At 35.8% G+C, this 13977-nt stretch carries 14 protein-coding genes; all 14 read left to right on the top strand.

The genetic code is table 11. The features are described from left to right. Positions 1-157: 157 nt before the first annotated feature. The 14 genes from BQ5903_RS11555 (at position 158) to ltrA (ending at position 13782) form a co-directional block, all read left to right on the top strand. A complete protein-coding gene (locus tag BQ5903_RS11555; RefSeq protein ID WP_079579601.1) occupies positions 158-970 on the top strand; it encodes a YveK family protein in 813 nt (270 codons plus the stop codon). Next, positions 970-1725, top strand: a complete 756-nt coding sequence (locus BQ5903_RS11550; RefSeq protein ID WP_079579600.1) for a CpsD/CapB family tyrosine-protein kinase — start codon at positions 970-972, stop codon at positions 1723-1725. The genes BQ5903_RS11555 and BQ5903_RS11550 overlap by 1 nt, the downstream gene beginning before the upstream one ends. Beyond that, a complete protein-coding gene (locus BQ5903_RS11545; RefSeq protein WP_331199999.1) occupies positions 1722-2492 on the top strand; it encodes a tyrosine-protein phosphatase in 771 nt (256 codons plus the stop codon). The genes BQ5903_RS11550 and BQ5903_RS11545 overlap by 4 nt, the downstream gene beginning before the upstream one ends. Positions 2493-2516: 24 nt before the next feature. Continuing rightward, a complete protein-coding gene (locus tag BQ5903_RS11540) occupies positions 2517-3452 on the top strand; it encodes an NAD-dependent epimerase/dehydratase family protein (RefSeq protein ID WP_079579598.1) in 936 nt (311 codons plus the stop codon). A 13-nt stretch (positions 3453-3465) separates the two neighbouring features. Beyond that, entirely contained in the window at positions 3466-4122 is a 657-nt protein-coding gene (locus tag BQ5903_RS11535) for a sugar transferase (protein WP_079579597.1), read from the top strand. Next, a complete protein-coding gene (locus BQ5903_RS11530; protein WP_079579596.1) occupies positions 4122-4877 on the top strand; it encodes a glycosyltransferase family 2 protein in 756 nt (251 codons plus the stop codon). The genes BQ5903_RS11535 and BQ5903_RS11530 overlap by 1 nt, the downstream gene beginning before the upstream one ends. 26 nt (positions 4878-4903) lie before the next feature. Next, a complete protein-coding gene (locus BQ5903_RS11525) occupies positions 4904-5698 on the top strand; it encodes a hypothetical protein (RefSeq protein WP_231920871.1) in 795 nt (264 codons plus the stop codon). Between the two features lie 174 nt (positions 5699-5872). Further along, positions 5873-7015 carry a hypothetical protein gene (locus BQ5903_RS11520; protein WP_154022045.1) on the top strand — a complete coding sequence of 381 codons (1143 nt, stop codon included), beginning with the start codon at positions 5873-5875 and terminating at the stop codon, positions 7013-7015. Continuing rightward, entirely contained in the window at positions 6987-7922 is a 936-nt protein-coding gene (locus tag BQ5903_RS11515) for a glycosyltransferase (protein ID WP_079579593.1), read from the top strand. The genes BQ5903_RS11520 and BQ5903_RS11515 overlap by 29 nt, the downstream gene beginning before the upstream one ends. A gap of 20 nt (positions 7923-7942) precedes the next feature. Beyond that, positions 7943-9010, top strand: a complete 1068-nt coding sequence (locus BQ5903_RS11510; protein WP_079579592.1) for a polysaccharide pyruvyl transferase family protein — start codon at positions 7943-7945, stop codon at positions 9008-9010. 30 nt (positions 9011-9040) lie between these two features. After that, complete coding sequence (locus BQ5903_RS11505; RefSeq protein ID WP_079579591.1) at positions 9041-10441, top strand: lipopolysaccharide biosynthesis protein; 1401 nt, start codon at positions 9041-9043, stop codon at positions 10439-10441. 4 nt (positions 10442-10445) lie between these two features. Then, positions 10446-11612, top strand: coding sequence for a nucleotide sugar dehydrogenase (locus BQ5903_RS11500; RefSeq protein ID WP_079579590.1), 1167 nt, complete (start codon positions 10446-10448; stop codon positions 11610-11612). A 60-nt stretch (positions 11613-11672) separates the two neighbouring features. Further along, complete coding sequence (locus BQ5903_RS12610) at positions 11673-11993, top strand: acyltransferase family protein (RefSeq protein WP_079579589.1); 321 nt, start codon at positions 11673-11675, stop codon at positions 11991-11993. 403 nt (positions 11994-12396) lie between these two features. After that, the gene (ltrA, locus tag BQ5903_RS11490; protein WP_079579684.1) at positions 12397-13782 is read left to right on the top strand and encodes a group II intron reverse transcriptase/maturase; all 1386 of its coding nucleotides are present in this window, start codon (positions 12397-12399) and stop codon (positions 13780-13782) included. The last annotated feature ends 195 nt before the right edge of the window (positions 13783-13977 follow it).

Here is a 13977-nt window from a genome sequence, read left to right as displayed (position 1 = left end):
CTGCATAAATTATCCCGTCATCTATGTATGATCTGGTCATATTTCTTGTGGGACTTTTTAGCCACAGGGATGGTCACCAACTGTAACATCTAAAATTTATTAGTAGATTTAACTAATGGATTCACCTTAAGAGTGTGTAATAGGAGGAGCTTTTTAAATGAACGAAACGAGCCATTCAGAGGCAACCCTGAGTATTGAAGATATTCTGTTGACGTTGCGCAAACATTTAAAGATCATTATCGGATCAACGATCATCGTAACGTTATTGGCGTTCGTCGTGACGTTCTTCGTGATGACACCTAAATACCAATCAACAACCCAATTATTGGTTAACCGGAAACTAGACGACAATCAACAAACAGCTGTTTTACAGCAAACCCAGGCTGATGTCCAAATGATTAATACTTATAAGGATATCATCACTAGTCCAACGATCTTGAAGGATGTCGCTAAGGATGTGGGTAATGGGCAAACGGTTAGTAAATTAACTGATGAAATTTCGATCAGTAGTCAACAGAATTCACAGGTGTTCTCAGTCGACGTTAAAACGACCGATCCCCAAGAAGCAGCTAAAATCGCTAACATCACGGCACGGACTTTCCGTAATAAGATCAAATCGATCATGAGTGTTAATAACGTTTCGATCGTCTCCAAGGCAGCGGTCAATGAATCACCAGTTTCACCGCGGTTACCATTAAATATTGCCATTGGGTTCGTGCTCGGCTTGTTAGCCGGAATTAGCTTGGCCTTCTTAAATGAAGCGTTGGATAAAACGGTTAAGGATGAAGCCTTTTTGGCTGAAGCAGGTTTGACCAGCTTAGGGATCGTTTCGGAAATTTCAGACAAAGATATTAAGAAGCGAGCCTCTGCTGGACAACAACACGGTCAACACGGACATCATACGCGGGTTGCGGAAACAACCGATGAGTTGCCGCCGCGTAGTGCAGAATCACGACGGAGGGTGAACTAATGGCTTTATTTAAAAAGAAAAAGCAGTTGGATTCGAGCAGTATGAAAAATGGGGTCGGGTTGATCACCGTAACCAAGCCAACCTCTTCGATTGCCGAACAGTTCCGAACGATTCGGACTAACGTTCAGTTCTCTTCTGCTGATCGGCAATTGAAAACGCTGCTCTTTACGTCCGCTGATCCTTCAGAAGGTAAGTCAACGATTAGTTCTAACGTAGCCGTAACTTGGGCGGATCAAGGGAATAAAGTCCTGTTGATCGATAGTGATCTACGCCGGCCAACGGTTGCGCGCTCTTTTCGCGTTTCTAATAGTCAAGGGTTAACCACGATTTTAACGGCAAAACAGGCGAATTTAAGTGAAAGTATTCATGAGACTGAAGTACCGAATTTGTACGTTTTACCAAGCGGTCCGGTGCCACCGAATCCGTCTGAATTACTTAACTCTTCGAAAATGGATCAATTACTGAAAGTCTTAAAAGAACAATTCGATATTATTATTCTGGACGTACCACCAGTTAATACGGTCACCGATGCACAAATTCTAGCAAGTAAGGTTGACGGCGTGATCTTGGTGGTTCCCCAAGGTATCGCTCTTAAAGGGGCTGTTTTACGGGCGCGCGATTTACTCAAAAAGGTGAACGCTAACCTGATCGGTGCCGTACTTAACCGCGTGACAGATGCAGCTTCTGGTGGTTACTACGTTGGGTATTATGGTGGCTACTATGGTGGCTATTACGGAACGGACGATAAGAAATGATCGATCTACATTGTCATATCTTACCGGGATGTGATGATGGGGCGCCTACCATGGCTGATGCCTTAGCAATGGCCCGAGTGGCTGTAGATAATGGTATTAGTCATATTTTGGTGACGCCACACCACATGGACGGCAAATATACCAATCATAAGGCTGATGTGATTCAGCGGACTGCAGAATTTCAAGCAGCGCTGGATGAAGCTAAAATCGATTTAGTTGTCTTCCCAGGTCAAGAAGCGCATATCAATGGTGACTTAATGCAAGCCATTAAAAATGATGACGTGTTGTTCGCTGATGAAACTAATCGCTACTTGATGTTGGAGCTTCCCCACGGTGAAGTACCAGAGTATACGAACCAGATGATTTTTGAACTGCAAGCGGCAGGAATTACCCCAGTGATCGTCCACCCAGAGCGAAATCATGGTATTCAAAAGAAGCACGGGTTGCTCTATGATTTCGTGGCTAGCGGTTGCTTGACACAAATTACCGCTAGTAGCTACTTAGGCGTTTTTGGTTCCGAGGTCGAAGACTTTACGCAACGGATCATTGATGCCGACTTAGGCTTTGTTTTTGCCTCGGACGCGCACAACCTGAAGGGACGTAATTTCCGGATGCAGAAGGCGTTCGCTAAGCTGGAGCAGCATAATGGGGCGGAAATGGTCACTTGGATGCAAGATAATGCTAAAAAAATCATTAATGGTGATGACTTAGAGCCAAGTGAGTACCACCATATTAAAGAAAAAAAGAAGTTTTGGTTGTTTAGATAATAGTTGAATTTGGAGGACAGATAATTGAGTAAAGTTTTAGTGACCGGTGGTGCCGGATTTATTGGGTCAAATTTAGTTGATCAGTTAATACAGGATGGTGATGAGGTCGTGATCGTTGATGACTTATCAATGGGCTTGGCGAGCAACATTCCTAGCTCATCTAAAGTGACCTTTTACGAACACAGCATTACTGACCATAACTTTATGCAAGAACTGTTACTCAAAGAGGATTTTGATTATATCTATTTATTAGCGGCCATTGCTAGTGTTGCCGATTCGGTGGCACGGCCGTATGAAACACACCAAATCAATCAAGAAGCAAATATTTTTATCTTAGAAACAATTCGCCAAAATAAATTAAATGTTAAAAAAGTATTGTTTACTTCGTCAGCGGCAGTTTATGGAAATAATCCTGAATTACCTAAACGTGAGGACTCAACAATTGATCCGTTGACACCATATGCAATTGATAAATTTGCAACTGAACGGTTTGTAATTGATTATGGAAAACTATATAATATTCCAACAGTGGCGGTACGGTTCTTCAATGTTTACGGACCACGGCAGAATCCTAAATCACCGTATTCAGGGGTATTATCATTAATTACGCAAGCAGCTAAACATCAATCCGCATTTACAATTTTCGGTGATGGTGAACAAACGCGTGATTTTGTCTTTATTAAAGACGTAATCCAAGCATTATGCCTATTGACGAAGGGTAGCAACATCGTACATCAAGTTTTTAATGTTGGTGCCGGTAAACATACTAGCCTTAATCAAGTAATTCAGGTGTATGAACAAATTATTGAACGTGATCTGCAAATTATTCATAAAGCAGAACGGGTAGGGGATATCAAACATTCATATGCAGATATTACACAATTAAGAAGTTTAGGCTATCAGCCGCATTATGATATTACGACTGGGTTAAAGTTATATTGGGAATCGTTAACGGATTAGGGGGAACCTTATCATGGAAAACCAAATCAGTCATACACAAACAGTAGATGAACATGATTTTGTAGCTAAATTGGATCGACCGTTTCATCACATCTATTTACCATTTAAGCGTTTATTCGATCTAATCTTCGCAACGCTATTGATGATTCCAGCTTCAATTATTATTCTGATTTTTATGATTTTAGTTAAGTTAGAAACACCGGGCAAGTGCTTCTATAGCCAAGAGCGTGTTGGGCTAATGGGCCAATCGTTTAAAGTAACTAAATTACGATCAATGTATAGTGACGCGGAGAAGAAATCTGGTGCAATGTGGGCAAATAAAGAAGATCTACGGGTCACACGTGTTGGTCATTTTATGCGTAAAACACGGGTAGATGAATTACCACAATTGTGGTCAGTAATTAAAGGGGACATGAGTTTGATTGGTCCACGTCCGGAACGACCAATGTTCACGCAACAGTTTAGCGAAGATATTGATGGTTTTGAACAACGTTTGTTGGTTAAACCAGGTTTGAGCGGTTACGCTCAAGTCCATGGTGGTTACGACGATACACCAGCACAAAAGCTTGCTAATGATATGTACTACATAGAGCATTTTGGGGTATTGACTGATGTTGGGATTTTCTTTGAGACGATTCGGGTTATAGTGACCGGGGATGGAGCTAGATAATGGTAGTGACCGAACAGCCGTTAGTTTCAATTATAATGCCGGCGTATAATGCTGCACGCTTTATTGGAGAAACGATAAAGAGCATACAGAATCAAAGTTATATATTTTGGGAGTTATTGATTACCGATGATTGTTCAACCGATAATACATTTGAGATTGTTCAAGAATTCATAGCGAATGATGAGCGGATTAAACTATTTCAATTACCTCAAAACTCTGGAGCCGCAGTTGCTCGGAACAATAGCATGAGTGAGGCAAATGGTCGTTTTCTAGCTTTCTTGGACGCTGATGATTTATGGGAAAGTAAAAAAATAAATACACAATTGAATTTTATGCTTGATAACAATTTAGCATTTACGTTTACTAGTTACAGTTTTCTTGATAATCCAAGTAATATTGTTGAAGTTCCTGAACGGCTTGATTTGGCAGGCATGTTAAAGAATACTATTATAGGTACATTGACAGTTATGATTGATACGGATATGACCGGTCCTTTTCAGATGCCATTGGTAAGAAGAGGGCAGGATTTACTAACATGGGCTAACTTATTAAAGAATATTCAATATGCCTATGGAATAAATATTCCTTTATCTCAGTATCGTACAGTTAGGGGATCATTGTCGAATAATAGGCTGAAAGCTTTAAAAAGAACTTGGCACAATTACTATAAAGAGTTACATTTGGGGTTACCAAAAGCTTCATTTTATTTTTTTTGTTATGCTTTGAATGCTTTGAGAAAACATTATAAATCTTGAGTATTGCCTGAAAGGAGATGCTTTTTTTGCAAATAGGTCATTTAGTTTCTGGACTTAATATAATTAATCCTTTAGATCAAGTAAACAAAATGAATATATTGACGAATGCTATTCTAATTAATCAGTCAGATAGGTTTACATATGATCGGTTTCAAAATGGCAGAGTAGGGTATGATTTCTATTCATTTGATGAGCGTGGGGTAGGATTAAGTAGGAATAATGCATTGATGAGATCTCAATTCGACATATCAATTATTTCGGACGAAGATATGGTATATACAAAAGATTACCTAGATATTATACGTAAAGCTTATAAAAGGTTTCCGAGTGCTGACATGATAGTTTTCAATGTTCGTGTTCATGATCAAAATGGTATTCATGATAAAGTCACTAGAGTGGGCAAGGTACACTCTTGGAATGCATTGAGATATGGTACGGCCACGTTTACGTTTAAAACTGAAGTAATAAAGAAAAATAATATTACATTTTCTTTATTATTTGGCGGGGGAGCTAAATATTCTTCGGGTGAAGACTCTTTATTTATTTGGGAGTGTATAAATAAAGGTTTGAATGTTATTTCAGTTAATGAAACTATTGCTGACGTGTATAATACAAACTCTACATGGTTTGAAGGATATAATAAAAAGTATTTTAGAGATAAGGGCTCATTATTCTATGCGTTAAGCCCTTTACTTCATAATATACTTATTTTCCAGTTTCTGGTTAGAAAGAAAAGTTTGTACAAAGACTCTTATGATAAAAAAACTGTTCTCAAGCTTTTATTAGAAGGGGTTCGAAGCTTTAAATCGAATTCTATATGAAACATTTATGAGGAATGAGGGAGATCATTGACTGTATTGCTTACTTTTTTATATATTTTCCAGTTTCCCATTTTTAATATACCCGTTTTTAATTCTTCTCATTTAAGTTTCTTAATTCTTTTAATAATAATGATGTTCAACAAGGATTATAGGCTGAATATACATAAAGTTTTAATGGATAAAAGAGTTGTTAGAATATTTGTTTCTCTACTACTTATTATATTCTATGCTTTGTTAATTGCTACTATAAAGGAAACGTATGACTTTACAATAGGAAAAACATTCTTAAGTCAGCTGGTACAACTCTTAATTGGAGTTTTTTTGTTTTCATATATACATTCTAAAGGAAAACATGTACCAGTTATAATTATTGAATCTTTTTTCGTTCAATCTTTGATTATGGTGGCTTCTTTTTTGAATGAGAACATTAATTCATTTTTGGATTATTTTCGTAGTTCAACATTAGTTGATTTTATTGACCAACGTGAATGGTATCAAGGTATTCGTGGATTAGGCATAGCCGGTTCAAGTTTTTTCGGTTTAGCCATTGGATTTGGTATTCTTTATATTTTGATAGTTCATTACTATTCTGAACTTCCAATTAAAAGCTCGGTAGTTCGTGTTAGCTGTTTAATTATTATTGTTGTTATGGGTACCACAGCTGGGCGTATTTCATTAGTAGGGTTAGGTATTGCTGCGGTGTACGCTTTGTTAAGATGGTTGGAACCTAATAGAAAGAAAAAACAGAAGGTAAAATTAAAGAGATTTAACGTAAAAAGTCTCTTGATTTCATTCTTTGCTTTAATTGTTATTTTGATATCTTCACCGTCGTTAATAAACTTAGCAAGTAGCAATGCAACGGTCTCTAAATTATTGGACTGGGCCTTAGAATTTTATTATAAATTTCAGGCAACTGGTCAGGCATCGACAAGCTCAACCTCTGTTCTAAAAACTATGTATTTTAATGTAAAAAACTCTACGTTGCTATTCGGAGACGGACGTTACACTAATCAAGATAATACGTACTACATGCACACTGATGCCGGCTATATGCGAAATATTTTGTTTTTTGGTTTAATTGGGTTATTATTTTTAATTGCTTTTCAGATGCTCTTTTTCGATTGGAGAAAAGATATACAATTAAACTTATTTTTAATTGTTGCTATATTAATTTTTCATATAAAAGGTGAAACCATTGGTTTTGCTTTAATATTGCAAAGTATTTTATTTTTAAATTACCTAAGTCACATATACCCTTTAGGACCAGTTTTAACGAGGAGAACTAAAAATGATCTCAGTTATAATGAGCACCTATAATGAAAAAGTGGAATGGATTCAGGCAAGTATTTCTTCAATATTAAACCAAACATTTAAGAATATTGAATTGATTATTATTGTTGATAATCCTTTAAATCAAGAAATCAGGCAATGTTTAGAGCAGTATAGTGGGAATAAAAGGGTTAGCGTTTTTTTTAATGAAAAAAATATGGGTTTAGTTTATTCTTTAAACCGTGCGATCTCTGTATGCCATGGAGAGTATATAGCAAGAATGGATGCAGATGATATTGCTATAGAAACTAGGTTACAAAAAGAATTAGACTATCTAAATGACAATAATTTAGACTTTGTATTTGCCAATGTTAATCAAATGTCTGAGAATGGAAAGGTTACTTATCGGAATGCAGGTATCGACATGCGTCCCTCTGAAATAAATAAAATTATTAGATATGGTAATGTTTCTAAGCATCCTACTTGGTTTTTAAAAAGTACTGTCTTTAGTGATTTAGGTGGTTATAGGAATATAGAGTATTGTGAAGATTTTGACTTTGTCTTAAGAGCGTTAAGTATGGATTTTAAGATTGGATTATTAGGAACGAGTGTGTTAAATTATCGGTATAGAGAAAGTAGTATATCAAGATCCAATGCATTAGAACAATTCTTAAAAGCCGATTATATAAAGCGCCTTTATATAGATGAAAAACTTATTTCTACTGATGTTACCACTATTAACGAAAAATATAATAATTTATCTAGAAAAAGTAAAGAGAATTATGCTCAAGGGCTTTTGTATTTTCAGTGTTTTGTTAAGAACTTAAAACAAAAAAATATATTAGCATCGGGGATATTCTTAATCAGGACTGTTACTACTAGTAAGTTTTTAGTTAAAAAAGTGGTAGACACGACTCGTTTTAAAATCTATGAAAGAAAATTAAGTAAAGTATAAAGGAGATCACAATAAAGTACATGATGAATATTATCAATAGAATAAGGATAATTAAACGTAAAAGTATTATTGAGTGGATTAATTATTTTTCTAAAAAGCGGAGTTTTAAGCTGCCGAAGGATATGCATAAAAAAAGGGTGTTCTTATTCTTGACACCAACGCATACTAATTTAGGAGATCAAGCAATTGCAATTGCTGAATTAATTTATTTAAAAAAGAAATTACCTGAATATCAGGTAATTGAAGTACCAGATATAAATACTGTTAAAGGTATTAAACTAATAAAAAAAGTAATTGAGTCTGATGATATAGTTATGATTCATGGGGGGGGGAATTTAGGTGTTCTTTACCCTACCGCTGAAAAGAGAAGACGTTTAATAGTCCAAATGTTTGAGCATAATAAGATTATTACCTTTCCGCAATCAGCATACTTCTCAGACGATAAAGATAGTCAGGCAGAGTTAATAAAATCGCGCTCTATCTATTCCGATAATAAAAATTTTGTTTTAGTTGCAAGGGAAACATTAACAAAAAAATTTCTTGAAGAAAATTTTCCAAAAAATAAATTATTATTTACGCCTGATATTGTCTTTTTTTTGAATGCTCGGCTACAGCTAGAAGAGTATAAAAGGTCAGGTATTTTATTGGCTCTTAGAAAAGATAAGGAACGTTCATTATCTTCAAACTTTATCGATAATTTAGTTAATAGATTAAAACGTGATTTTCATATAACATATTCAGATACGGTTATTCACGAAAATATTGAAATTAATAGTATGAATAGAGATACGTATTTTATAAATAAGATTCACGAGTTCTCAAAACATCAATTAGTAATAACTGATAGGCTACATGGAATGCTTTTTTCTCTACTCACTAAAACACCGTGTATTGTTTTTAATAATAATAACGGAAAAGTAAAGTATACTTACTATAATTGGCTCAAAGAAGTCAATTATATTAAGCTTATGAAGACTGGTGATATAGATTTAATTTTAGCCAATATTAATCAATTATTGAAAATTAAGCCTATATCGAAAAAATTTGATACGGATTTTTATGAACTTACAAAGTATCTGAAAGAATAGCTGCTAAAAACTTAATCTAGGAAAATATAAATGAATAAAATTAAACATCTAATTGGAAACTCTATGGTATTCGCCGTTGGTAATTTGGGTAGCAAGCTTATATCTATATTATTAGTTCCGTTATACACATATGTATTATCAAAACAACAATATGGTACAGTTGACTTAATAACAAATACAGTAAGTTTGTTATTACCTATTATTTCTCTTGATGCATATGATGCCGTTTTAAGATTTGTAATGGATAAGTCGACTGATAACAGAAAGGTATACACAAATGCCATTATAATTACAGTAACAGGTGCCTTAATTTTTCTGTTAGTCATGCCGCTTGCTAATCTAGCACATATTCCACAATTATTTTACTTCTATATAATATTGGTTTGTCAGGCCTTTAATTCAACTTTTATTCAATATGCTCGTGCAATTGGCCAAGTAAAAGTTTTTGCGCTCAATGGTATTTTAACTACCTTAGTTACTGGTATATCAAATATTATTCTATTGGTATACTTGCACTGGGGGATTAATGGTTATTTACTTTCCATAATAATTGCTTCAGTAATAAGTTCTGCATATGTATTTATCAGACTTAGATTGATAAATGAATTTAAGATTTCGCTAATTAATAAAAAATTAATAAGAAAAATGTTGATATATAGTATTCCGCTTATTCCTAATGCATTAGCATGGTGGGCTACAAATACGTCTAGTCGTTATTTTATTTTGTATTTTGTCGGAGTCGGTGCAAATGGATTATTTGCCGTAGCAAATAAGATCCCTAATTTGTTATCCATGTTAAACTCAATTTTTTTCCAGGCTTGGCAAATGTCAGCTATTGAGGAGTATAATTCAGAGGAAAAGTCGGAATTTTATTCTAATGTCTTTAATTACTATAGTCAAATGATGTTCCTTGGATCATCATTTATTTTATTTGTAATTCAGCCTTTTATGCATATTTTTGTGGCCCAGTCTTTTTATAGTGCTTGGTCATTAATACCATTACTGCTGTTTTCGGTACTCTATTCGAGTTTTTCTAGTTTTTTAGGAACAAACTATATTGCCGCTAAACAAACAATGGGAATCTTTTACACTACTGTTATAAGTGCGGTCATCAATGTTGTTTTAATTTTTCTATTTGTTCCTATCTTAGGGGCAAACGGAGCAGGGTTAAGCAGTTCTATTAGCTTTTTAGTTATGTGGTTGATTAGAATAAGAGACACTAAAAGATTTATTGATATTCGTCTTGATGTTCAGAGCATAAAATTAAATCACGTAGTGCTTATTTTACAATCTATTATTCTGTATTTACCAATAAATTTTTTACTAATTCAAATAATAGAATTTAGTTTATTTATGCTCAATATTTTTGTTAATATTAAGTTTATTAAAGGACTTTTGGATTTCGGCAAAACAGTTTTTAGAAGGAGATAATATTATGAAAATAGCAGTTGCAGGTACGGGATACGTTGGCTTGTCATTAGCGGTTTTACTTTCACAACGTAATAAGGTAATGGCATTGGATGTAATACAAAAGAAAGTTGATCTCATAAATAATAAAGTATCACCTATTGTCGATGATTATATTTCTAAATACTTAGCTGAGAAGAAATTAGATTTAAGAGCAACGTTAGACTATAAACTTGCGCTGAAGGATGCTGATTATGTCATTGTTTCAACGCCAACTAACTATGATTCCGAAAAGAACTTTTTTGATACATCAAGCGTAGATGATATTTTAGAGAAAATCACTAGAATTAATCCTGACGCAGTTGTTATTGTAAAGTCAACAATTCCTGTTGGTTTTACTGAAGAGGCCCGTAATCGATTTAATAATGATAATATTATTTTTGCACCTGAATTTTTGCGCGAAGGTAAGGCTCTTTATGATAATCTTTATCCTTCACGTATTATTGTGGGTGAAGATTCTAAACGCGGGCATCTATTTGCCAAATTATTACAAGAGGCTGCCATTGAAGATAATATTGCAACCTTATTTGTTTCTAGTTCGGAAGCAGAATCTATTAAGCTATTTTCAAATACCTATTTAGCTATGCGTGTTGCTTTCTTCAATGAGTTAGATACGTATGCCGAGGTTCGTGGGTTAGATACCAAGCAGATCATTGACGGTGTGGGATTAGATCCGAGGATTGGCAATCATTATAATAATCCTTCATTTGGCTATGGCGGTTATTGCCTGCCTAAGGATACTAAACAGTTACTGGCTAATTATAATGATGTTCCCAACAATTTGATTCAGGCTATTGTTGATGCTAATACAACACGTAAAGACTTTATTGCTAATCAAGTATTAGCTCATGATCCTAAAAAAGTTGGTATTTATCGATTGACTATGAAATCTAATTCTGATAATTTCCGGCAGTCATCAATTCAAGGAATAATGAAACGAATCAAGGCGAAGGGAATTGAAGTAATTGTTTATGAACCAACTTTAAAAGATGCCACATTCTATAATTCTGACGTCGTTAATGATTTGGATACTTTTAAGCAAGAATCTGATGTCATCGTCGCTAATCGTAATGCAGATGAATTATTGGATGTACAGAGTAAGGTATATACACGCGATCTATATAATGTAGAATAATGATAGAAATTTTTAGGAGGTCAGTATTTTATATAAGTATAAGGAGAATGTGGGGAAAGTATGGTAAAAAAGAAGTGGTTATCTGAACTAACAGCATTAAGAGCTTTTGCAATTATAATGGTTGTACTAGGCCATAGTATGATTGTATACTCAACAAAATGGACAGTATATAGTATGGGAAACAACTCGCAATTTTTTAATGTCTTGAAAATGTATATCGACGTATTCCAGATGCCGTTATTTATTTTTATTTCAGGGTTAGTTTTTGGCTTTAACAGGATTAATTTGCGTAAGTACTTAAATTTCTTTGGTTTTATTAGAAATAAAATTAAACGAATTTTATTGCCATTTTTAAGTGCGCCCGGCATGGGCAGTAACTAGGCGGTGTAAGTCCGCTGTGAGCCGTAGTGGCCGGTATCACGAGTCGAAGACAAGGGTGTCTATCGTGAGGTAGAATCTGAAGGAAGTCCTAGACGAAACATCGAATCGATGAACAAGAAGTGGCTAAAAGGCTGGAAACGGTGGGATGAGATTGCTTAACAAATCGAAGTCCCTGACCACTCGAAACCGTCACAGTAAAGCCAACGGTTTGATGCGAAAGCTACTGCTCTTACCCGGGGAGGTCTGTCATGGTAGTTCTCTCAAGCTGGAAGTTATTTCTGGCAGGAACAGGCTCAATAGTAATGTTGAGTTGTCCATGACAGAAGTCAGCCGAGGCCATAGTAGCCAGTAATGGTGAAGGGCTGAACAACAATAATTTTGATTCATCCTGGAGGTGGAAACAATACGACAATCGCAGAAAACAGAAAATAAAGCTGACTACCTGCGGAGGGTAACCCTGGAAGGGTCAGAGCAAACAGGAGCGCGTAGCGTTGTTTCTGGTGAAAAGAGAACTCAAAATGGCTTATTACGTGAGAAGGTCTTAGACCGGAATAATTTAAATCGGGCCTTTGTCCATGTCAAGCGTAATAAAGGGGCTGGAGGAATTGACGGCATGTCCGTTGAGGAACTTGGCCCATACTTGAAAGAGAATAACGTAAAACTAATCGAGGCCTTGCGAACCGAAAGCTATGAACCCCAACCTGTCAAACGAGTTGAGATTCCTAAGCCAGATGGTTCGAAACGTCAGTTAGGAATCCCAACGGTCGTTGACCGTGTGGTTCAACAGGCGTTACAACAGCAACTGTCTCCTATTTTTGAAAAAGTATTCTCAGATAATAGTTATGGTTTTCGACCACACCGCAGTGCACAAAGTGCTGTGAAAAAGGTGGTTGCTTATTATAATCAGGGTTATCACTACGTGGTCGACCTTGATTTAAAGTCCTATTTTGACAATGTGAACCATGATTTACTAATTAAATTTGTTGAAAATTACATTAGTGAGCCATGGGTCTTGCATTTGATTCGTAAGTTCTTGACGAGTGGTGTTATGAATGGTCGATTTTTCGAGAAGTCCGCTAAAGGTACACCGCAAGGTGGCAATATTTCACCATTACTAGCAAATATTTATCTGAACGAGCTGGACAAAGAATTGACCAAAAGAGGACATAAATTTGTACGCTATGCGGATGACTGTAATATCTATGTTAAAAGTAAGCGTGCGGGTGAACGGGTTCTCAAAAGCATCACCCAGTTTTTAGAAAAGGAACTCAAAGTTGAAGTGAATGCAGAAAAGACGCAAGTCGGTTCTCCACTAAGACTGAAGTTTCTAGGTTTTTCGCTGGGTGTGGGACGCAATAGCGCCTACCCGCGTCCTCATCAAAAACCTAAACAGAGAATTAAACAGGAATTGACAAGAATCACCAAGAGAAGCCGAGGCGTCAGCCTTGATAGGATTCTGCATGAAATTAAGCAGAAAATGCAGGGCTGGATCCAATATTATTCCATTGGGAAGATGAAAAACTTTCTCCAACAACTAGACAAATGGTTGCGCTCGCGCATCCGCCAGTATATCTGGAAACAGTGGAAGAATATCGGAACCCGTTATAAAGCATTGATTAAACTAGGCTTGACACCCAAACAGGCGAAAATCTACGTCAATACTCGTAAGGGATACTGGCGCAACGCGCACAGTAAAACACTGTTGATGACCATAACCAATAAAAGACTGACACAACGGGGACTATTAAACATGTCTCAGTTGTATCAGTCAATACAAAGTAAAGCTTAAATTGTTGAACCGCCGTATACGGTTCCGTACGTACGGTGGTGTGGGAGGTCGATAGTGTGAACTATCTCCTACCCGATTCTTAAATTGTCAAATTAAATGTAAGGTTGCACCAAATAAACCTCATAATGTGACTTAAGGATACTTGTGAGAAATTAATTCTTGAAACATAGAGAATTAAAGTTCATCCTGAATTAT

This window comes from Ligilactobacillus acidipiscis, from assembly GCF_900116935.1.
GTDB lineage: Bacteria > Bacillota > Bacilli > Lactobacillales > Lactobacillaceae > Ligilactobacillus > Ligilactobacillus acidipiscis.
This window is presented reverse-complemented; position numbering and strand designations above follow the sequence as displayed.